The sequence below is a fragment of the Streptomyces sp. NPDC104814 genome, from assembly GCF_055583185.1.
The window spans coordinates 332,899-353,878 of the sequence record NZ_JBVJOL010000004.1 but is presented as its reverse complement, the minus strand read 5'-3'; the positions used below and the strand labels follow the sequence as shown (position 1 = coordinate 353,878).

Annotated in this window: 18 protein-coding genes and 1 pseudogene; 10 read left to right on the top strand and 9 right to left on the bottom strand. The window is 73.2% G+C overall.

From position 1 onward, the window contains the following. Positions 1 to 3: 3 nt before the first annotated feature. Positions 4 to 603, bottom strand: a complete 600-nt coding sequence (locus ACZ64A_RS17480; protein WP_469811198.1) for a class I SAM-dependent methyltransferase — start codon at positions 601 to 603, stop codon at positions 4 to 6. A gap of 160 nt (positions 604 to 763) precedes the next feature. Here ACZ64A_RS17480 and ACZ64A_RS17475 point away from each other — a divergent pair, with 160 nt between their 5' ends. The 5 genes from ACZ64A_RS17475 (at position 764) to ACZ64A_RS17455 (ending at position 5,724) form a co-directional block, all read left to right on the top strand. Beyond that, positions 764 to 1,537, top strand: coding sequence for an MHYT domain-containing protein (locus ACZ64A_RS17475; protein WP_469811197.1), 774 nt, complete (start codon positions 764 to 766; stop codon positions 1,535 to 1,537). A 94-nt stretch (positions 1,538 to 1,631) separates the two neighbouring features. Next, positions 1,632 to 4,196, top strand: coding sequence for a sensor histidine kinase (locus ACZ64A_RS17470; RefSeq protein WP_469811195.1), 2,565 nt, complete (start codon positions 1,632 to 1,634; stop codon positions 4,194 to 4,196). After that, complete coding sequence (locus tag ACZ64A_RS17465) at positions 4,193 to 4,630, top strand: roadblock/LC7 domain-containing protein (protein WP_469811194.1); 438 nt, start codon at positions 4,193 to 4,195, stop codon at positions 4,628 to 4,630. Before ACZ64A_RS17470 ends, ACZ64A_RS17465 begins: the two co-directional genes overlap by 4 nt. A 22-nt stretch (positions 4,631 to 4,652) precedes the next feature. Further along, positions 4,653 to 5,063, top strand: a complete 411-nt coding sequence (locus ACZ64A_RS17460; RefSeq protein ID WP_469811193.1) for a DUF742 domain-containing protein — start codon at positions 4,653 to 4,655, stop codon at positions 5,061 to 5,063. A 61-nt stretch (positions 5,064 to 5,124) separates the two neighbouring features. After that, positions 5,125 to 5,724 (top strand): GTP-binding protein, encoded by a 600-nt coding sequence (locus tag ACZ64A_RS17455; RefSeq protein ID WP_469811192.1) that lies wholly within the window; start codon positions 5,125 to 5,127, stop codon positions 5,722 to 5,724. 90 nt (positions 5,725 to 5,814) lie between these two features. On the opposite strand, the gene ACZ64A_RS17450 is transcribed toward ACZ64A_RS17455, so the two are convergent. Beyond that, on the bottom strand, positions 5,815 to 6,243 hold the full coding sequence (locus ACZ64A_RS17450) for a PPOX class F420-dependent oxidoreductase (protein ID WP_469811191.1): 429 nt from the start codon (positions 6,241 to 6,243) through the stop codon (positions 5,815 to 5,817). A 93-nt stretch (positions 6,244 to 6,336) separates the two neighbouring features. On the opposite strand from ACZ64A_RS17450, the gene ACZ64A_RS17445 reads away from it, so the two are divergent. Then, positions 6,337 to 6,750 (top strand): roadblock/LC7 domain-containing protein, encoded by a 414-nt coding sequence (locus ACZ64A_RS17445; RefSeq protein WP_469811190.1) that lies wholly within the window; start codon positions 6,337 to 6,339, stop codon positions 6,748 to 6,750. Between the two features lie 127 nt (positions 6,751 to 6,877). Continuing rightward, positions 6,878 to 7,744, top strand: a pseudogene (locus ACZ64A_RS17440) (DUF6397 family protein); the annotation flags it as partial. 298 nt (positions 7,745 to 8,042) lie between these two features. On the opposite strand, the gene ACZ64A_RS17435 reads toward ACZ64A_RS17440, so the two are convergent. Next, a complete protein-coding gene (locus ACZ64A_RS17435; RefSeq protein WP_469811189.1) occupies positions 8,043 to 8,909 on the bottom strand; it encodes an acyl-CoA thioesterase in 867 nt (288 codons plus the stop codon). Between the two features lie 19 nt (positions 8,910 to 8,928). Continuing rightward, positions 8,929 to 11,442 carry a DEAD/DEAH box helicase gene (locus ACZ64A_RS17430; RefSeq protein WP_469811188.1) on the bottom strand — a complete coding sequence of 838 codons (2,514 nt, stop codon included), beginning with the start codon at positions 11,440 to 11,442 and terminating at the stop codon, positions 8,929 to 8,931. A 145-nt stretch (positions 11,443 to 11,587) separates the two neighbouring features. Between ACZ64A_RS17430 and ACZ64A_RS17425 the strand changes: the two genes are divergently transcribed. Then, on the top strand, positions 11,588 to 12,382 hold the full coding sequence (locus ACZ64A_RS17425) for a metal-dependent hydrolase (RefSeq protein ID WP_469811186.1): 795 nt from the start codon (positions 11,588 to 11,590) through the stop codon (positions 12,380 to 12,382). A gap of 117 nt (positions 12,383 to 12,499) precedes the next feature. Here the strand turns inward: ACZ64A_RS17425 and ACZ64A_RS17420 are convergent, their stop codons facing one another. The 4 genes from ACZ64A_RS17420 to ACZ64A_RS17405 form a co-directional block, all read right to left on the bottom strand. Further along, entirely contained in the window at positions 12,500 to 12,754 is a 255-nt protein-coding gene (locus ACZ64A_RS17420) for a type B 50S ribosomal protein L31 (RefSeq protein WP_469811184.1), read from the bottom strand. Positions 12,755 to 12,831: 77 nt separating this feature from the next. Continuing rightward, on the bottom strand, positions 12,832 to 13,302 hold the full coding sequence (locus ACZ64A_RS17415) for a DUF5709 domain-containing protein (RefSeq protein ID WP_469811183.1): 471 nt from the start codon (positions 13,300 to 13,302) through the stop codon (positions 12,832 to 12,834). A 623-nt stretch (positions 13,303 to 13,925) separates the two neighbouring features. Then, positions 13,926 to 15,707 carry an ABC transporter ATP-binding protein gene (locus ACZ64A_RS17410; protein WP_469811181.1) on the bottom strand — a complete coding sequence of 594 codons (1,782 nt, stop codon included), beginning with the start codon at positions 15,705 to 15,707 and terminating at the stop codon, positions 13,926 to 13,928. After that, on the bottom strand, positions 15,704 to 17,620 hold the full coding sequence (locus tag ACZ64A_RS17405; protein WP_469811180.1) for an ABC transporter ATP-binding protein: 1,917 nt from the start codon (positions 17,618 to 17,620) through the stop codon (positions 15,704 to 15,706). The genes ACZ64A_RS17410 and ACZ64A_RS17405 overlap by 4 nt, the downstream gene beginning before the upstream one ends. Before the next feature lie 204 nt (positions 17,621 to 17,824). Here ACZ64A_RS17405 and ACZ64A_RS17400 point away from each other — a divergent pair, with 204 nt between their 5' ends. Beyond that, the gene (locus tag ACZ64A_RS17400) at positions 17,825 to 18,565 is read left to right on the top strand and encodes a L,D-transpeptidase family protein (protein ID WP_469811179.1); all 741 of its coding nucleotides are present in this window, start codon (positions 17,825 to 17,827) and stop codon (positions 18,563 to 18,565) included. 168 nt (positions 18,566 to 18,733) lie between these two features. After that, the gene (locus tag ACZ64A_RS17395; protein ID WP_469811177.1) at positions 18,734 to 20,380 is read left to right on the top strand and encodes a peptide-N4-asparagine amidase; all 1,647 of its coding nucleotides are present in this window, start codon (positions 18,734 to 18,736) and stop codon (positions 20,378 to 20,380) included. 16 nt (positions 20,381 to 20,396) lie between these two features. On the opposite strand, the gene ACZ64A_RS17390 is transcribed toward ACZ64A_RS17395, so the two are convergent. Continuing rightward, on the bottom strand, positions 20,397 to 20,846 hold the full coding sequence (locus ACZ64A_RS17390; RefSeq protein WP_469811176.1) for a MarR family winged helix-turn-helix transcriptional regulator: 450 nt from the start codon (positions 20,844 to 20,846) through the stop codon (positions 20,397 to 20,399). Positions 20,847 to 20,980: the final 134 nt, after the last annotated feature.

Sequence of the window (20,980 nt, the reverse complement as noted above, 5' to 3'; positions counted from 1 at the left end):
CGCTCAGCCCTCCTTGACCGCCACGGCGAGGAAACGGTCGTCCCGGTCGACGTAGGACGTCATCCGCCAGCCCGAACCAGCCAGGAGCGCACGCAGGTTGGGCTCGGCGCGCAGGTCGTCCGGGGTGATCTGCCGCCCGTGCCGGGCCGCCAGCGCCGCCCGGCCGATGGGATGGAACAACGCCAGCACCCCGCCGGGCCGCACCACGCGGGCCAGCTCCCGCAGATTGTCGGCCGGTCGCGGCAGGTGGGCGATGAGTCCCGCGGCGAACACCGCGTCGAGCGACGCCGAGCGCAGCGGCAGCGCGGACACGTCGGCGAGCACCAGCAGTCCGTCCCGGTCCCGCCCCGCCTGCGCCGCGGCCCGCAGCATGGCCGGCGTGAGATCGGCGCCGACGACGACGCCCGTGGGGCCCACGGCGGCCCGCAGCGGGGCCAGCGCACGCCCGGTGCCGCACCCCGCGTCCAGCACCCGGTCACCCGGCCGCAGCCCGAGATCGGCGACCGCTGCGGCGTACGCCGGACCGTCGTCGGGGAAACGGCTGTCCCAGTCGGCCGCCCGTGCGGTGAAGAACTCCTGAACACGCGTGTGGTCATCGCTCATGCACCGCATGATTCCTCATCGCCCTCACCGACACGGATGACGCAGCTGTGCGCATGTTCGAGCCTGATGCGATCGTTCCGGCACTCTTCTGCGTCATATTCCAGCAGCTTTCGAAATGCGCCCCCTTTGTGCGCCCGTGTCCCCCTAGCGTCCCGGGGCCATGGGACACCTGGACCACGCCGCCTTCGGCTGGCTTACCCCCGTGCTGTCGTACGTCATGGCCTGCCTGGGCGCGGCCCTGGGGCTGCGCTGCACCGTCCGCGCGCTCGGCGCCACCGGGCGCGCCCGGCGCAACTGGCTCGTCACCGCCGCCTCGGCCATCGGCACCGGCATCTGGACCATGCACTTCGTGGCCATGCTGGGCTTCGCCGTCAGCGGCACCGACATCCGCTACGACGTGCCGCTGACCGTGCTCAGCCTGCTCGTCGCCATGCTCGTCGTGTGCGGCGGCGTGTTCGCCGTCGGCTACAGCCGCGACCGCACCCGCGCCCTGCTGCTCGGCGGGCTCACCACCGGACTCGGCGTCGCGAGCATGCACTACCTGGGCATGGCCGCCGTCCGGCTGCACGGCGAGGTGCACTACGACCCGCTGCGCGTCGCCCTGTCCGTACTGATCGCCGTCGTCGCGGCGACCGCGGCCCTGTGGGCGGGGCTCAACATCAAGTCACCCCTCGCGGTCTCCGTCGCCTCCCTCGTCATGGGCGCGGCCGTCACGAGCATGCACTACACCGCGATGTTCGCGGTCAGCGTGCACGTCACGCCCTCCGACGCCGCGCTGCCCGGGGCCACGGCGATGCAGTTCATCTTCCCCCTCGCCGTCGGCCTCGGGTCCTACCTCTTCATCACCTCCGCCTTCGTCGCGCTGTCCCCGACAGCGGGGGAGCGCGAGGCATCCGCCTCCGCCCAGCGGCCGGTCGAGAGCGTCGCCCCCTAGAGGTGTCCCGCCGGTCACGCCGGGCTCGCGACCTGATCCGGCCCGACCGACAAGACACCTCCGCAGCCCCGACCCACTCCCGAACGAGGAGGCCATGCGTACATCCCGTAGGACCCTCACGGCCGGCGCCGACGCGCCGCCCCGGGCGCGCGGCCGCCGCGCGCACGCCGGGCCACCCGCCGACGAACGCCCCGCGCCCGCGGGCACCACGACGCCCGACGCGCCGGCGGCCGCCACGACGGTGGAGGCACCCACGCGGGGCGGGCGTCGGCTGCTGCGGCCGCGCACCGTGCGCGCCAAGATCGTCTGCCTGCTGATGGTGCCGGTGGTGTCCCTGCTCGCCCTGTGGGCCTACGCCACCGTCAGCACCGCCCAGGACGTCTCCCGGCTCCGCCAGCTGCAACGCGTCGATGCCCAGGTCCGCGCGCCCGTCACGGCGGCCGTCACCGCTCTGCAGGCCGAGCGCACCGAGGCCGTGCGCTACGCGACCGACCCCGCCGCCGGTGACGCCGCCGCCCTCAAGGACCTCGCCGCCCGCACCGATCTGGCCGTGGCGCAGCTCAGGCTCGGCGACCACCACACCATCGCGGACGGCCAGGAACTCCCCGCGGGTGTCCCCCGCCGCCTCGACGCCTTCGTCCGCGCCGCCGAAGGGCTGCGCTCACTGCGCACCGAGGTGCTCGACGGACGGGCCGGCTGGACCGACGCCTTCCAGCGGTACACCGACACCATCACCACGGCCTTCGGTGTCGGCGGCGCCCTCACCGGTTTCCAGGACGCCGATCTCGGCTCCGACGCGCGCGTGCTGCTCGAGTTCGCCCGCGCGGGCGAGGCACTGGCCCAGGAGGACGCCGTCCTCGCCGGCGTGCGGACCACGGGCCGTCTCGACGCGGAACGGCTGCGGCTCTTCACCGGCGCCGCCGCCACCCGCCGTACCCTCACCGAGTCCGCGGCGAACGACCTGCGCGGCTCCGAGGCCACCGCCTGGCGCGCCCTCGCCGGAGGAAGCGCCTACACCGCCCTTCACGCCACCGAGGAGAGGATCCTCACGGCGAAACCCGGTGCCCGGGCCGCGAGCCTGCCGCCGGCCGCCGCCTGGGACAGCGCGCACACGCGCGTGCAGGACGGCATGCAGGCCCTCGAGGTCCGGGCGGGCCGCGAGGTCGCCGACCGGGCCGACCCGTTCACCCGGGGGCTGCTCACCCCGGCCGGTGCCGCCGTGCTGCTGGGGCTGCTCGCCGTGATCGCCTCCCTGGTCATCTCGGTGCGCATCGGCCGCGGGCTCGTCGTCGAACTCGTCAGCCTCCGCAACGGCGCGTTGCGCATCGCCCGGCGCGAACTCCCCGAAGCCATGCGCCGGCTGCGGGCCGGCGAGGAGATCGACGTCCGCGCCGAGGCCCCGCCCGGACCTCCGGCCGAGGACGAGGTCGGGCAGGTCGCCGAAGCGCTCGGTACGGTGCACCGCGCCGCCCTGCGGGCCGCCGTGGAACGCGCCGAACTCGCCAGCGGTATCTCGGGCGTCTTCGTCAACCTCGCCCGCCGCAGCCAGATCCTGGTCCACCGCCAGCTGGCACTCCTCGACAGCATGGAGCGGCGCGCCGATGACCCCACCGAACTGGGCGACCTGTTCCGCCTCGACCACCTCACCACCCGGATGCGACGCCACGCGGAGAGCCTGATCATCCTCTCCGGCGCCGCACCGGGCCGGGCCTGGCGGATGCCCGTCTCGCTGACCAACGTGGTGCGGGCGGCCGTCTCCGAAGTGGAGGACTACGCACGCGTGGAGGTACGCCGCCTCCCCGAGGCGTCCGTCGCCGGGGCTGCCGTCGCCGACCTCACCCACCTGCTCGCCGAACTCATCGAGAACGCCACCCAGTTCTCACCGCCCCACACGCGCGTGCGGGTCACCGGCGAACCCGTCGGCAACGGATACGCCGTCGAGGTGGAGGACCGCGGCCTGGGCATGGGCAAGGAGACGCTCGCCGACGCCAACCGGCGCATCGCGCAGTCCGAGGCCCTCGACCTGTTCGACAGCGACCGGCTCGGCCTGTTCGTCGTCAGCCGCCTCTCCGCCCGGCACGACATCAAGGTGCACCTGCGGACCTCTCCCTACGGCGGCACCACCGCCGTGGTCCTGCTGCCGAAGCCGCTCCTGCACGAGGGCACGGCGGAACGCTTCCCCGAACAGGGCACGTACACCGAGCAGCCCGCCGCACGTGACTACGCGCGCGTGAGCGACACCGCCCCGCCCGCGCACCACGAGGCGGTCGCCCCGCCCGGCCGGCCCGCTCTGACCGTGCCCGAACCGCTCGCCGCCGTGCCCGAACCGCTCGCCACCGAGACCGCCGGCGACACCCCTCCGCTGGGAGTGACCACCTTGCGCCTGCACCGCCCACGGGACACCTCCGAGCAGTCCGGCGCGAGCGACGACCTCCCGCGCCGGGTACGGCAGGCGAGCCTCGCGCCCCAGCTGCGCGAACGACCGCGCCAGGACCCGCCGGGAGAGGAGCCGCCCCAGGACGAGCGGCGCACTCCCGAACTCGTCCGGGACCGCATGGCCGCCTACCGCGCCGGATGGGCGCGCGGCGGTGGAAGACCATCCGGCCGCCCGGCCGGCCGCACGCCGGGCACCGACAGCAACGAAGGAGACCGCGCATGATCCAGGACCCGACCACGGCGAGCGGCCGGCACTCCGGCGAACTCGACTGGCTGCTGGACGACCTCGTGATGCGCGCCGGCGACGTACGGCACGCCGTGGTGCTGTCCAACGACGGTCTGGCCGTCGGCGCCTCCAGTGGCCTCTGCCGGGAGGACGCCGAGCACCTGGCCGCCGTGTCGTCCGGCTTCCACAGCCTTGCCAAGGGCGCGGGGCGGCACTTCGGCGCCGGCGGCGTGCGGCAGACGATGGTGGAGATGGACGACGGCTTCCTGTTCGTCGCCGCCGCGGGCGACGGCTCCTGCTTGGCCGTCCTCACCGCCGTGACCGCCGACATCGGTCTGATCGCCTACGAGATGGCGCGGCTGGTCAAACGCGTCGGCGAGCACCTCTACACGGCGCCGCGCGTCGCCGCACGCCCGCCGGCCGCCAGATGAGACCGGAAAGCGACCGCCGCCCATGAGCGAGGAAAGGCACGGCGCCCCGGAAGAACCGGGCAGCCACTGGTACGACAACGAGGCCGGACCCCTCGTACGGCCGTACGCGATGACCGGCGGCCGCACCCGGCCCGGCCCCAGCGGGGTCCGCTTCGACCTGATCGCCCTCGTCACCCTGGACCCCGCGGGCCCGGGTGCCGAGGACGCCCCGCTCGGCCCCGAGCACCGTGCCCTGATCGACCTGTGCCGCGTCGAGACCCAGTCCGTCGCCGAACTCGCCGCCGGTGCCGACCTGCCCGTCGGCGTGGTCCGGGTGCTCCTCGGCGACCTGCTGGAACTCGGCTGCGTCACCGTGCACCGCCCCGTGCCGCCCGCGCAGCTGCCCGACGAACGGATTCTGCGCGAGGTCATCGCAGGGCTGCGCGCGCTGTAGCCGTCCCGCACCATCCACCCCGAACGCCGACCGTTTCCGGTTCTCCCGAGAGAAGTGATCGATGGTCACCGAACACCCCGACCTCGCCGACGATTCCGCTCTGGCGCTGAAGATCCTGGTCGCCGGCGGATTCGGCGTGGGCAAGACCACCCTGGTCGGCGCGGTCAGCGAGATCAGGCCGCTGCGCACGGAGGAACTGCTCAGCGAAGCGGGACAGTCGGTCGACGACACCGACGGAGTGGACCACAAGGTGACCACGACCGTCGCGATGGACTTCGGCCGCATCACCATCCGCTCGGGACTGTCGCTGTACCTCTTCGGTACCCCGGGCCAGAACCGGTTCTGGTTCCTGTGGGACGAACTGTCACAGGGCGCGCTCGGCGCGGTGGTCCTCGCGGACACCCGGCGACTCGAGGACTGCTTCCCGGCCGTGGACTACTTCGAGCACCGCGGGATCCCGTTCGTGGTGGCCGTCAACTGCTTCACCGGCGCGCGCAGCTACGGCTCCGACGACGTCTCGCGCGCCCTCGACCTGGACCGGGGGGTTCCCGTGGTGCTCTGCGACGCCCGGGAGCGGGACTCCGGCAAGGAGGTGCTGATCCGGCTGGTCGAGTACGCCGGGCGGATGCACACCGCCCGGCTGCTCGATTCCGTGGGCTGAGCCGCACCGCTGGGAGGCGGCTCGGCTCAGCCGGCCACGGCCTCGCGCACCGGTGCCTCGCTCAGCCGGCCACGGCCTCCTGTGCCTTCCTCACCCCGCCACGGCCTTCTGCGCCAGCACCTTGTCGACGCTGACCCGCACGAGGAGTTCCCCCGGCACGCCGTTGCGCTCCCCGAACTCCTCGGCACGGTCCTCGCCCATGTACCGGGCCGCGAGCCGGGTCGCCCACGCGCGCACCTCGGCGAGGTCCTCCGACAGCCGGGCCCGGCCCTGCAGCACCACGAAGTCGTACGGGGGACGATCGTCGTCGACACACAGCGCGACCCGGCCGTCCCTGGCCAGATTGCGTCCCTTCACGCTCTCCCGGTGCGTGTTGAACACCACCTCGTCGCCGTCCAGCAGGAACCAGATCGGCGTCACGTGCGGGCTGCCGTCGGCCCGGACGGTGGACAGTTTTCCGGTGCGCGTGCCGTGGGAGACGAACGCCCGCCACTCCTCGTCGGTCATCTTCTGTGCCATGGCCCCATCCTGCTTGCCGGGCGGCCGGTCCTGGGGAAGGCTGGCGGGCAGATCCCCCAGCCAGGGGGAGACATCACACGGGGAGAAGTGAACATGGCGCAGAACCAGGGACTGGGCTGGCTGCTGGACGACCTGACCGAGCGGGTGGGCGACGTGCGCCACGCGCTGGTGCTGTCCAACGACGGCCTGGTGACGGGGGCGAGCACGGGGCTGCGGCGGGAGGACGCGGAGCATCTGGCCGCCGTCTCATCGGCGCTGCACAGCCTCGCCAAGGGCTCGGGACGCCACTTCGGCGCGGGCGGGGTACGTCAGACGATGATCGAGTTCGATGACGCGGTGCTGTTCGTCACCGCCGCGGGCAGCGGCAGTTGTCTGTGCGTCCTCAGCGGCGCCGAGGCCGACTTCGGTCAGATCGCCTACGAGATGACCCTGCTCGTCAACCGGGTCGGCGAACATCTCGACGTCGACGCCAGGCAACCCGAACGCAAGCCCGCGACAGAGCTATGACCTGCGGGTTTGCCTGAGGCCGAGGGAGTTGTCCACAGGCTCGGCGGAGTGTCGGTCCCGGCGGCTACGGTTTTTCCCACGGCGAGCGCACCGGGCGTGAGCCACCGGCTCCACGGGGGAGACGACCATGACCGGCACCACCCTGACCACAGCGGACCGGCAGAACCTGACCATCGGCCGGGCCACACGAGAACTGGGACTCAAACGCAGCGAGTTCGACCTGGCGGTACACCTCGGCCGCATCCGGACCGTGCCCGACGAAGGAGGCGGAGGCCGACGGGTATCGGCCGAGGAGATCGAGCGGGTACGCGGCCAGGAGGGCTTTCCCGAGGCACTCACCGCGGCCGTGCGGACGGTGGGCACCATGGAGGGCGCGGCCCTCATGGGCATCGCGGCCACCCGGTTCACGCGCCTGGCGCGGGCCGGTCTGCTCGTGCCCGTACGTTTCTACCTCAACCGCTACCGGGCCGTCGTCTGGCACTACCTCGCCGACGAAGTACGGCAGTTCGCCGCGGAGCAGGGGAACGCCCCCCTGTGGGAGGGGCGCACGCTTCCGCCGGACCTGCTCGCCCGGCTCAGGGAGGGCGTCGACCTGCGCGCCCGCAACTGGCGCGGCCGGTACGGGGGTTTCCTGCGGCGTCAAGCCGGCGACGGCTCCTGGGAGCGGGCCGGCGCGGTGGCCGCCCTGCTCGATCCGGTGCAGATCGCGGAGATCGTCCCGGACCCCCAGGAGCGCGCCCACCTGTACCGCTTCCGCCCGGGGCCGCCCGTGCACGGAGCGCCGGGTTCCCCCGCCGTGGTGCTGGCGGAGCGCCTGATGACCGCTGACGATCCCCACGAGATCGGCTGGCTGCGGTACGACCTCACCGTGGCGATGGCCGAGGCCCGCGACCTTCACCCGGCCCCCCGCCCCACCACGGCACCGCCCGCCCCGGAGCCACCCGCTCCGGCGCAACGGGCCGCGACGCCGGGGGACTCGGCTCCACGGGCCGCGTTGCCGGGGGAGTCGGCAGCGGGGGCGGCGACGCCCGAGGACTCGGTGCCAAGGTCCGCGATGCCGGGAGATGCGGTGTCACGTACCGCGGCCCCACGTGCCACGGCCCCACGACACACGCCTTCACGTGCCGCGCCCCGACCGCCCGCGGCGTCACGGAACGCGGACCGGCGGCGCGTGGTGGCGGGGGAGACACAGTCGCCGTGCGTGCGGCGGCGCGGCCGCGAGGTGGCCCCAGCGCCCCGACCGCCCCGGGAGCACGGCCTGCTGGGCCGGCTGCTCCGCAGAGGGCGGTAGGTCACAGCGCGCGGAACAGACCTTCCTGCACGACCGACACCAGCAGACGGCCCCGCACGTCGTAGATCCGTCCCCGGGCGAGACCCCGCCCGCCCGTCGCGATCGGCGACTCCTGGTCGTACAGGAACCACTCGTCCGCCCGGAACGGCCGGTGGAACCACATCGCGTGGTCCAGTGAGGCCATGTCGAAGTTCCGCTCTCCCCACAGCGGTTCGACCGGCAGACGCACGGCGTCCAGGAGCGTCATGTCGCTGGCGTAGGTCAGCGCGCAGGTGTGCACCAGCGGGTCGTCGCCCAGCGGGCCCACCGCGCGCATCCACACCGCACTGCGCGGCTCGGCGTCCTTGACCTCCTGATCCGTCCAGCGCAGGCGGTCCACGTACCGGATGTCGAAGGGCTGCCGTCGCGCGAAGCGCTCCCACTGCTCGGGCAGCTCGCCCAGATGGTCCCGGATCTCCTGCGCCACGGTCGGCAGGGACTCGGGAGCGGGCACCTCACGGGCGGGCGGCAGCTGGTGCTCGAAGGGCCCTTCCTCAGGCTTGTGAAAGGAGGCGGTGAGATTGAAGATCGTGCGGCCCTGCTGCACGGCGGTGACCCGGCGGGTCGTGAAGGACCGCCCGTCCCGGACCCGCTCGACCTGGTACACGATCGGCACGCCCGGCCGGCCCGGGCGCAGGAAGTACGCGTGCAGCGAGTGCACGGGCCGGTCGCCGTCCGTGGTGCGGCCCGCGGCGACCAGCGCCTGGCCCGCCACCTGGCCGCCGAAGACCCGCTGCAGGGACTCCTGCGGGCTGCGGCCACGGAAGATGTTGACCTCGATCTGCTCCAGGTCGAGCAGGTCGACCAGTCTTTCGGCCGGGTTCGTCATCAGTGGGAGTCTCCTGTGGTCACAGCTGGCCGACGTCGGTCACGCGGACGACGGCACGGCCCTCGGCGTCGGAGGCGGTCAGGTCGACCTCCGCGCTGATGCCCCAGTCGTGGTCGTCGTTCGGGTCGTCGAAGATCTGCCGGACGCGCCACAGCCCGTTCTCCGGCTCCTCCTTGATGACGAGGAGCTTGGGTCCGCGGGCGTCGGGTCCGGTGCCGAGGTCGTCGTACTCGTCCCAGTACTTGTCCATCGCCTCGCCCCAGGCGTCGGCGTCCCAGCCGGACTCGGCGTCCATCTCACCGAGCTCCTCCACCTGGTCCAGGGCCGCCAGCTCGACCCGGCGGAACATGGCGTTGCGCACGAGCACGCGGAAGGCACGCGCGTTGGTGGTGACCGGCTTGACCTCGTCGGCCTTCTCCTGGGCCTCCTCGGCGGTCATCTCCGCCGGGTTGGCGAGCTGCTCCCACTCGTCCAGCAGGCTGGAGTCGACCTGGCGCACCATCTCGCCGAGCCACTCGATCAGGTCCTCGAGGTCCTCGGACTTCAGGTCGTCCGGGATGTTGTGGTCGAGAGCCTTGTAGGCGCTGGCGAGGTAGCGCAGCACGATGCCCTCGGTGCGGGCCAGCTCGTAGTAGGAGACCAGTTCGGTGAAGGACATCGCCCGTTCGTACATGTCGCGCACGACGGACTTCGGCGACAGCGGGTGGTCGCCGACCCAGGGGTGGCTCTTGCGGTAGGTGTTGTAGGCGTGGAAGAGCAGCTCCTCCAGCGGCTTGGGGTAGCTGATGTCCTGGAGGCGCTCCATGCGCTCCTCGTACTCGACGCCGTCCGCCTTCATGGCGGCCACGGCCTCGCCGCGCACCTTGTTCTGCTGGGCGGCGAGGATCTGGCGGGGATCGTCCAGCGTGGACTCCACGACCGACACCATGTCCAGCGCGTACGACGGCGACTCCGGGTCGAGGAGTTCGAAGGCGGCCAGGGCGAAGGTGGACAGCGGCTGGTTGAGCGCGAAGTCCTGCTGGAGGTCCACGGTGAGGCGGACGATCCTGCCCTCGGCGTCCGGCGTGTCGAGCTTCTCGACGATGCCGCCGTCCAGCAGCGAGCGGTAGATCGCGATCGCCCGGCGGATGTGCCGCAGCTGCTGCTTGCGGGGCTCGTGGTTGTCCTCCAGCAGCCGGCGCATCGCCTCGAAGGCGTTGCCGGGCCGGGCGATCACCGACAGCAGCATGGTGTGCGTGACCCGGAAGCGGGACGTCAGCGGCTCGGGCTCGGAGGCGATGAGCTTCTCGAAGGTGTTCTCCGTCCAGCCGACGAAGCCCTCGGGCGCCTTCTTGCGGACGACCTTGCGGCGCTTCTTCGGGTCGTCGCCCGCCTTGGCGAGCGCCTTCTCGTTCTCGATGACGTGTTCCGGCGCCTGGGCGACGACGAAGCCCGCCGTGTCGAAACCGGCCCGTCCCGCCCGGCCGGCGATCTGGTGGAACTCACGCGCGCGCAGTGTGCGCACCCGGTTGCCGTCGTACTTGGTCAGGGCGGTGAACAGCACCGTGCGGATGGGCACGTTGACGCCGACGCCGAGGGTGTCGGTGCCGCAGATGACCTTCAGCAGGCCCGCCTGGGCGAGTTTCTCCACCAGGCGCCGGTACTTGGGCAGCATGCCGGCGTGGTGCACGCCGATGCCGTGCCGCACGTAGCGCGAGAGGTTGCGGCCGAACTTGGTGGTGAAGCGGAAGTTGCCGATCAGCTCGGCGATCTTGTCCTTCTCCTCGCGCGAGCACATGTTGATGCTCATCAGCGCCTGCGCCCGCTCCACCGCCTGGGCCTGCGTGAAGTGCACGATGTACACCGGCGCCTGCTTGGTCTCCAGCAGGTCGGTCAGTGTCTCCGTCAGCGGGGTGTAGCAGTACTCGTAGGAGAGCGGCACGGGACGGGTCGCCGAGCGGACCACCGCCGTGGGGCGGCCGGTGCGGCGCGTCAGGTCCTTCTCGAAGAAGGACACATCGCCCAGCGTGGCCGACATCAGGATGAACTGCGCCTGTGGCAGCTCCAGCAGAGGGATCTGCCAGGCCCAGCCGCGGTCCCCTTCCGCGTAGAAGTGGAACTCGTCCATGACGACCTGGCCGATGTCGGCGTCCTTGCCGTCGCGCAGCGCGATGGAGGCGAGCACCTCGGCCGTGCAGCAGATGACGGGGGCGTCGGCGTTGACCGAGGCGTCGCCGGTCAGCATGCCGACGTTCTCGGTGCCGAAGAGCTTGCACAGCTCGAAGAACTTCTCCGAGACGAGCGCCTTGATCGGAGCGGTGTAGAAGGTGACCTCGTCGCGGGCCAGCGCCGCGAAGTGCGCGCCGGCGGCGATCATGCTCTTGCCGGAGCCGGTGGGCGTCGACACGATCACGTTCGCGCCGGAGACCGCCTCGATCAGCGCTTCCTCCTGGTGCGGATAGAGCGTGAGACCGCGCTCCTGGGCCCAGGACTCGAAGGCGTCGTACAGGGCGTCGGGGTCGGCGGTCTTCGGCAGCTGATCGATGAGGGTCACGCCCCCATCTTGCCTGGCCTCGCACCGGATGCGGGAATCGGATGTCCCACCCAAGATCACGACCGCTACGCTGTGTCGCCGACGGAACGTCATCGCGCCCGCTCAACTGGACGGCGCGAGAAGAGGAATGGGGCGGGCAACGGCCATGATGGGACCAGCACACTCACTGTCGGGCGCCGCGGCCTGGCTCGGCGTCGGTGCGGCGGCCGCCGCGGCCGGGCATCCGATGCCCTGGCCGGTGGTGCTCTCGGGTGCGCTGATCTGCGCCGGTGCCGCGCTCGCACCGGATCTGGACCACAAGGCGGCCACGATCTCCCGGGCCTTCGGTCCGATCTCGCGCGGGCTGTGCGAGATCGTCGACAAGCTGTCGTACGCGGTCTACAAGGCGACCCGCAAGCAGGGGGACGCGCGCCGCTCGGGCGGCCACCGCACGCTGACCCACACCTGGCTGTGGGCGGTCCTGATCGGTGCGGGCACCTCGGCGCTGGCGATCACGGGCGGCCGGTGGGCGGTGCTGGCGATCCTCTTCGTCCACATGGTGCTGGCGATCGAGGGGCTGCTGTGGCGGGCGGCCCGCGGGTCCAGCAGCGACGTGCTGGTGTGGCTGCTGGCCGCCGCCAGTGCCTGGATCATCGCCGGGTGGCTGGACAAGCCGGGCAACGGCTCCGACTGGCTGTTCACGGCCCCGGGCCAGCAGTACCTGTGGCTGGGGCTGCCGATCGTGCTCGGGGCGCTGGTGCACGACATCGGGGACGCGCTGACCGTCTCCGGGTGCCCGGTGCTGTGGCCGATCCCGGTGGGCCGCAAGCGCTGGTATCCGATCGGGCCGCCCAAGATGATGCGGTTCCGGGCGGGCAGCTGGGTCGAGCTGAAGGTGCTCATGCCGGCGTTCATGCTGCTCGGGGGAGTGGGCGGGGCGGCGGCCCTCAACTTCATCTGAGCCGCCCGGGCCGATCGGGCCCACGCCTTCCACCCCGTGCCGCTGGTCCACGAGCAGGCCCGGCGGGGCGCCCCCAGGATCTGCGCCGCGACGCCGGGGTGATCCGAACGGCAGGCCCTACGAGCCCTCGCCGCCGCTGTAGCGCCGTTCGAAGCGGGCGATGCGGCCCTCGGTGTCCACGGTGCGGGCCTTGCCGGTGTAGAAGGGGTGACTCTCGGAGGAGATCTCGACGTCCACCACCGGGTAGCTCTGGCCGTCGTCCCAGTCGATGGTCTCGTCGCTGGTCGCGGTGGACCGGGTCAGGAAGGCGTAGCCGGCGGCACGGTCGCGGAAGACGACCGGGTGGTAGTCGGGGTGCTTGTCCTGCTGCATGGCGGCTCCTCGGGGTGGGCGTACGAAGGTCGGGGAAGGCAGGGCGCGGCGGCGCGGGACCCGGGCGCGCTGCGGGGTCAGCCGGAGAGGGCGTCCTCGTCGACGATGTGCATCGCGGCCTCCTCGGCGGACGCGGCGGCGCCGTCGATCCCGACGTCCGAGGCGACCAGGGCGGCCTCCTCGTCCTCGTGCGCACCCTCGTCCGGGGCGACGAGCCGGCCGGAGCGGACGGCGCCGACCTCGTTGTCCAGCGGCTCACCGTCGGTACCGTCGGCGTCGCCGATGCCGTCGCCGTCGGGCACCGGCGGATCCGGCAGCTCCTCGGCCAGGCGCTGGTCCAGGGTCTCGCCGGCACGGCGCTCCGCGGCTGTCACGCCGTTGTGCTCCACCGCCCAGGGCCGCTCCGGAGGGGACCAGCCGCGGTCCAGCGGATCGTCGACGCCGTCGTACTCCAGGGTGTCCTCGGAGTCGAGCACGCCCGTGTCCTCCCGCTGGTCGGACGCGTCGGGCTGGTAGACGTCGTCTCCCCATCCATCGGCGCTGTTCACGGGTACCTCCTGGGGGTGGGGACGGGCCCGCTGTCACGGCGGCCGGTCGTGACCCGCCGGGGTGCGGGACACTGGCCGCGTACGGCACGAGCCGGACGGTCCCCGGGCCTTTCCCGAGCCGGTGCCGCTTCCAGCGTTCCACCCCGGCTTGCCACCGCGCAACGGCAGACGCCTTCCCGCCGGGCCGCGTGGCCGACCCCGGCAGGGCACGAACCCGAGGCCGCCCGGCCTGCGACGCCCCGAGCGACAGGGTCCCCGCGGATGGGCCGTCCAGGGCGCGGCCGGGCCCACCCCGGCCAGTGACACCGCAGACCGGCAGACCTCGTGCGGGTCGACCGCCCGCGGCGGACCGAGCCCTTCCTCGGGCCGTGGCACCGCCGAGCGGCAGGGCTACCCGCGGGGGCGGCTGTCCGGGGCGGACCCGGGCCCGCCCCGCCCTGGGGTGTTCTCGCCCAGCAGGGCCACCCGCGGGTCGGCCGTCCGGTTCCGGCGGCCGTGCCCCCAGGCGGCGGGGCAGCTCCCGGCGACGCGGGGCAGCCCCGGACAGCCCCCTGTCAAGCCCCCAGTGCCCCGGCGCCCCCGTCAAGCCCCCAGTGCCCCCGGCGGCCCCGCCCCCGTTCCGGTCAGCCGTGCCACGATCGCCAGAGTGCCGCGTAGGCGCCGTCGGCGGCGACGAGGGCTTCGTGGCTGCCCAGCTCGCTGATCCGGCCGTTCTCGACGACGGCGATGACGTCGGCGTCGTGCGCCGTGTGCAGCCGGTGTGCGATGGCGACGACCGTGCGCCCGTCCAGTACCCGGGCCAGGGACCGCTCGAGGTGGCGGGCCGCACGCGGGTCGAGCAGGGAGGTCGCCTCGTCCAGGACCAGCGTGTGCGGGTCGGCCAGGACCAGCCGGGCGAGCGCGATCTGCTGGGCCTGCGCCGGGGTGAGCGCGAGTCCACCGGAGCCGACCTCGGTGTCCAGGCCGTCGTCCAGGGCGCGTGCCCAGTCGTCGGCGTCGACCGCGGCGAGCGCCGCCCACAGCTCGGCGTCCTCGGCGTCGGTGCGGGCCAGCAGCAGGTTGTCGCGCAGCGAGCCGACGAACACATGGTGCTCCTGGTTGACCAGGGCCACGTGGGAGCGGATCTGCTCGGCGGGCATACGGGACAGTTCCGCGTCGCCGAGGGTGACCCGGCCGGTGCGGGGCCCGTAGATGCCGGCCAGCAGCCGGCCCAGGGTGGACTTGCCCGCGCCCGAGGGGCCGACGAGGGCCAGCCGGGTGCCGGGCGCCACCCGCAGCGACACCTCGCGCAGCACGTCCACGCCCTCCAGATAGCCGAAGTGCACCCGGTCGGCGAGCACGTCACGGCCGTCCGGGGTCAGCGACGGGTCACCGGCGTCCGGCTCGATGTCGCGGACGCCGACCAGCCGGGCCAGCGACACCTGGGCGACCTGCAGCTCGTCGTACCAGCGCAGGATCAGGTTGACCGGGTCGACGAGCATCTGGGCGAGCAGCGCTGCGGTGGTCAGCTGCCCCACGCCGATCCAGCCCCGCAGCACGAAGAGGCCGCCGACCATCAGGACCGAGCCCAGCACGGTGACGTGCACGCCGTTGATCACCGGGAAGAGGATCGAGCGCAGCCAGAGCGTGTACCGCTCCCAGGCCGTCCACTCCTTGATCCGCCGCTCCGACAGCGCGGTGCGGCGCCGGCCCAGCCGGTGCGCCTCGACGGTGTGCCCGGCGTCCACCGTCTCCGCCAGGGCGGCGGCGACGGCGGCGTACCCGGCGGCCTCCGAGCGGTAGGCGGACGGTGCGCGGCGGAAGTACCAGCGGCAGCCGGCGATCAGCAGCGGCAGGGCCAGCAGCACGGCCGGCGCGAGCGGCGGCGCCGTGACGACGAGCCCGCCGAGCAGCAGCAGCGTCCACATCACGCCGATCGCCAGCTGGGGCACGGCCTCGCGCATGGCGTTGGCCAGCCGGTCGATGTCCGTGGTGATCCGGGAGAGCAGGTCGCCGGTGCCGGCGCGTTCGAGCACGCCGGGCGGCAGGGCGACCGAACGGACGAGGAAGTCCTCACGCAGGTCCGCCAGCATCCGCTCGCCGAGCATCGCGCCGCGCAGCCGTACCTGCCGGACGAAGACGGCCTGCACGGCGAGGGCCAGGACGAACAGGACCGCCACGCGGGTGAGAGGGAGGTCCGCCGCCTTCCGCGAGACGCGCTCGACGAGGTCGCCCAGCAGCCACGGGCCCACCATGGAGGCGACGACCGCGACCGTGTTGACCCCGATGAGCAGCAGGAAGGCGCGGCGGTGCCGGCGGAACAGTTCGGCCACGTAGGCGCGGACGGTGGCGGGGGCGCCGACGGGCAAGGTGGTCGCCGTCGTCGGGGCCGCCGGGTCGTACGCCGGTGGCGCCACGCCGATCATGCGGTCTCCTCGATCTCTCGCAGTTCTTCCAGTACGCCCAGGTCACGCTCGAGCGTCGTACCGAGGGCACCGAGCGCCTCGGTCTCCTCGCCGGTCTCCCGCGTCACCACCGCCCGGTACCGCGGTTCGCTGTGCACCAGCTCCCGGTGCGCCCCGACCGCCGCGACCCGGCCCTCGTGCACCAGGACGACCTGGTCGGCACGGTCCAGCAGCAGGGGAGAGGAGGTGAACACCACCGTGGTGCGGCCGGCGCGCAGCCGGCCCACGCCCTCGGCGATCCGCGCCTCGGTGTGCGAGTCGACGGCCGAGGTCGGCTCGTCCAGGACGAGCACGTCCGGATCGGTGACCAGGGAGCGGGCGAGGGCGAGGCGCTGGCGCTGGCCGCCGGACAGGGACCGGCCGCGCTCGGTGATACGAGCGTCCATCGGGTCCGCCGCGTCGAGCGACCCCTGCACCAGCGCCTGCAGCACGTCGTCGCACTGGGCGGCCGTCAGCGCGGCCCGCGCAGAGACGGCACCGGAGGACGGCACGTCCAGCAGCTCGCGCAGGGTCCCGGACAGCAGTACCGGGTCCTTGTCCTGCACGAGGACGGCCGTACGGGCGGCGGCGAGCGGCAGTTCGTCGAGGGGGACGCCCCCCAGCCGTACCGACGGGCCCTCCTCGGTGGCGTGGCCGCCGAGCCGTTCGGCGAGCCGGCCCGCCGCGTCCGGGTCGCCGCACACGACAGCCGTGAGCCGTCCGCCGGGCGCGGTCAACCCGGTCGCCGGGTCGTGCAGATCACCGGTGGACTGGGCGCGCAGATCACCGGTGGACCGGGCGTGCCGATCACCGGTGGCCGGGCCGGGCACATGGCCGGCCGCCGCGTCGTGCGGACCACCGGTGGGTGGTCGGGGCGTGCGCGACCCGTCCGCGGCCACGGCCCGTTCCAGGGACAGCACGCGGGCGGCGCGCTTCGCCGACGGCTTGGAGAAGGAGTACGCCATGGCGATCTCCTCGAAGTGCCGCAGCGGATACGCGAGGACCATGACCGAGCTGTAGACGGTGACGAGTTCGCCGACGGTGATCCGGCCCTGCCGGGCGAGGTGGACGCCGTAGGCGACGACGCCGATGAGGAGCAGGCCGGGCAGCAGCACCTGAAGGGCCGCGATCAGCGACCACATGCGGGCGCTGCGCACGGCGGCGCGGCGGACCTCCTGCGAGGCGCGGCGGTAGCGGCGCAGGAACAGCTCCTCGCCGCCGATGCCGCGCAGCACCCGCAGTCCGGCCACGGTGTCCGAGGCCAGTTCGGTGGCGCGCCCGGCCTTCTCGCGTTGCTCGTCCGCGCGCCGGGTGGCCGCGGGCAGCAGGGGGAGCACGGCCAGCGTGAGCACCGGCAGGCCGACCGCGACGGCCACACCGAGGGCGGGCTGGTAGACGGCCAGGCCGACGCAGACCGCCACGACGGTCAGCGCCGCCGCGGTGAACCGGGACACGGCCTCCACGAACCAGCCGATCTTCTCCACGTCCGCGGTGGACACGGTGACGATCTCACCGGCGGCGACCCGCCGGGTCAGGGCCGCGCCGAGCTCGGCGGCCTTGCGGGCCAGCAGTTGCTGGACGCGGGCGGCGGCCGTGATCCAGTTGGTGACCGCGGCCCGGTGCAGGAAGGTGTCGCCGAGCGCGGTGGCCGCGCCGCACAGGGCGAGCACCCCGCCGGCCAGCGCCAGCCGGGCACCGGAGCGGTCCACGACGGCCTGGACGGCGAACCCGACGCAGAAGGGCAGCGCGGAGACGGCCACGAAGTGCACCAGCCCCCAGGCCAGCGCCTTCAGCTGACCGCCCAGCTGGTTCCGGCCGAGCCACCACAGGAATCGGGGCCCCGAGCGTGCGTCGGGCACGCCCGGGTCGGAATACGGAAGGTCGTGAATCTGCATGACGTCCCAGTGGCTCGTGTCAGGGGGCGGATGGTCGCGGGATGGACGGTGACCGGCTGCGCGGCAGGCCGAGCGGCGGCCGGCGGACGGCGCAGCAAACCGTGACAGGTTGACGCCGCAGCGTGGTCGGAATCAAACGGTTTTCCACGCGGCCGGACACCCCCGGCCACTGGGCCCGCGCAACGGCGGTGCCATCATGGACCGATGCGAGACAGCGCCAATGGAGTGATACGGCGGACGACGGCGGCGACCGCCGCGATGTGCGCCCTGACCCTGGGAACGCTGACCGCGTGCGGCGGTTCGGGAGCAGGCGGCGGTCCTGACGGGGAGTCAGGCCCATCGGCCGCCGGGCCCAGCGCGGACCCGACCCGCATCCCCGGGGTCGGTGACCGGCTGCGGCGCCGCATCCCGGCCGAATCCCGCCAGGTGGTCGCGGTCTACGGCGACGGCAAGGACGCGCCCGGCGCCACGGTGGTCCTCTACGACCGGCGTGGTTCCGTCTGGGAGCGGGTGCGCAGCTGGCCGGCGCACAACGGCAAGAGGGGCTGGACCCTCGACCACCACGAGGGCGACAACCGCACCCCGGTGGGTGTGTTCACGCTGAGCGACGCGGGCGGGGTGCTGCCCGACCCCGGGGCCAAGCTGCCGTACAGCCGCTCCGCCTCGTTCGCCGCGCCGCACACCTGGGGCAAGAGCGCCTGGCACGACTTCGACTACGTCATCGCCATCGACTACAACCGCGTCAAGGGCACCTCGCCGAACGACCCGACCCGGCCGCAGGGGGAGAACAAGGGCGGCAGCATCTGGCTGCACATGGACCACGGCAGCGGTACGTCGGCGTGCGTCACGCTGTCCCAGGAGGCCATGGAGTACCTGCTGCGCACCATCGACCCGGCGCGTCATCCGGTGGTGGTGATGGGGGACAAGGAGGACCTGCTCGCCTAGGCGGCGTCTGCAGGGCCCGCCGGGGCCCCAGTCGGCGTCTCCCCGGCCCGCCGGGGCCCCGGGCGGCGTCTCGCCGGCCCGCCGAGGTCCCGGGCGGCGTCTCGCCGGCCCGCCGGGGCGCCGACGCCCCATTGCGGGGTGGGCGCGGACCCCGTAGAAAGACCGGCCATGAGACGTCGGATCATCATGTCCATGCTCACCGGAGCGACCCTCCTGGCGAGCACCCTCCTCTCGGCGGCCACCCCGGCGGACGCGGCGCAACCCACCGTGCGTCCCGCGCGGAGCGCCGCCGCGGTGCCGGGCGCAGACGTGCCCGCCGAGTTCGGCACCGACTGGCACGACCCGGTCACCGCCGCCCCGCCCGTCACCCGGCCGCACTCCCGGTCCTGCCAGGTCACCCTCGCCGAGACGCAGTTCCGCGACTTCACGCCCTACCGGGGCCGGTACACCCCGCCCGCCGGGTGCGGACAGCGCTGGAGCAAGGTCGTGCTGAAGCTCGACGGCAAGGTGAAGGGCCGGCAGTTCGACCGGCTGGGGTATCTGCACGTCGGCGGCGTGGAGGTCCTGCGCACCTCGACGCCGGAGCCGTCGCCCGACGGCATCACCTGGTCGGTCGAGAAGGACGTCACGCGCTACAGCGACACCTTCCGCAGCGCACAGGACGTCGAGATGCTCATCGGCAACGTCGTCGACGACACCTACACCGGCGTCATCGACGTCAAGGTCACCCTCACCTTCTCCACCGGTGTCCCCGCCGAGCGCGCCCCCGACCGCGTCCTGACCCTCACGGACGGCGCCACACTCACCACCCCGCGCAACAGCGAGCGCGTCCTCGCCGAGGTGTACGCCACCGGATCGGGCGGCGGCTGCGAGGAGTTCTGGTATCTGACGGTCCCGGACGCGGCGCCCTACTCGTGCAAGGCGGGCGAGGGGCCGTACCGCGAGGTCCAGATCTCCGTCGACGGACAACTGGCCGGCATCGCCGCCCCGTTCCCGACGGTGTGGACCGGCGGCTGGTCCAACCCGTTCCTCTGGTACGTCGTCCCCGGCCCGCGTGCCTTCGACGTCAAGCCGATCACGTACGACCTGACCCCGTTCGCCGGTCTGCTCGACGACGGGCGTCCGCACCGCGTGGAGGTCTCCGTCGCCGGGGTGCCCGCGGGGCAGGCCGGCTGGAGCACGCCGGTCAACGTCCTTGTCTGGCAGGACGCCGGGAAGGCGCAGCTCAGCGGGGGACTCACCGTGCACCGCGCGGGTGATCTCGCCGATTCCTCGGTGTACACGCCCGGTTCGGAGCACCGGGTGGACACCCGCGGCGGGCACCGCCTCACCGTCACCGGTTACCTGGACACCTCGCACGGCCGGGTGACGACCACCGTCGACCGCGTCCTCGCGAACACCTCCGCGCACCGCTGGAACGACGGCGAGACCGTCGACGGCCTGGACGCGACCTGGACGGACGACGAGACGGTGACCGCGGACGGGCGCGGTCCTGCCCGCACCACGCACACCCGCCGGACGTACACGATGGACGGCACCATCACCATCGGCGCGGACGACCGGCTGCGCACCGTGCTCACGATGGGCGACCGTGCCGCCGCCGACGAGACCCGCGGCGGACGGCACACGGCGTGGTCCCGGTTCGACGACACCTGGACCGGGGACGCCGCGTACACGATGAACGTGCCGCGCGACCAGCGTCACGCGGTCGGGACGAGCCGCGAACGCTACCGGCTGTACGGCTCGGACGGCTGCTACGACAAGACCCTCATGACCCGTCAGGGGGTGCTCGTGGAGGACCGCGACGGCTGCTGAGCCGCGGGGCCGCTCGTCAGCAGCGCTCCGCCGGGCCCCCGTCGATCAACGCGTCCAGCAGCTCCCCGAACACCTCCCGCTGCTCCTTGGTCAGCGGGGCCAGGATCTCCTCGGCCGCCGAGCGGCGGGCCGTGTGGAGTTCGCGGAGCGTCGCGCGGCCCGCATCCGTCAGTTCGATGCGGGTCACGCGGCGATTGGCCGGATCCGGGGCCCGGCGCACCCGGCCGCTCGTCTCCAGGGCGTCCACCAGCGTCGTGACCGCGCGCGGCACGACCTCGAGACGTTCGGCGAGGTCGGCCATGCGCGGCGGCGTGCTGTAGTGCGCGAGGGTGCGCAGCAGGCGGGACTGGGCCGGGGTGATGCCCAGGTCGCGCGCGTGCAGATGGCGCTTCTGGATGCGGTGCACCCGGCGGGTGAGCCGCAGCAACTGCTCGGCGAGCAGGCCGTCGGGGTCGGGCGAGGTCATGCCGGGAACAATATCAGGACGTAGTTCATTGTGAGTCTAGGTAACAATGAGCTATGGTCCGTCCGGCCGGGTTCCGTGCGCCGCGCCGCAGGGCACCCGCCCGCCCGGCAGCCTCGTCCACCCCGCCGGCCCAC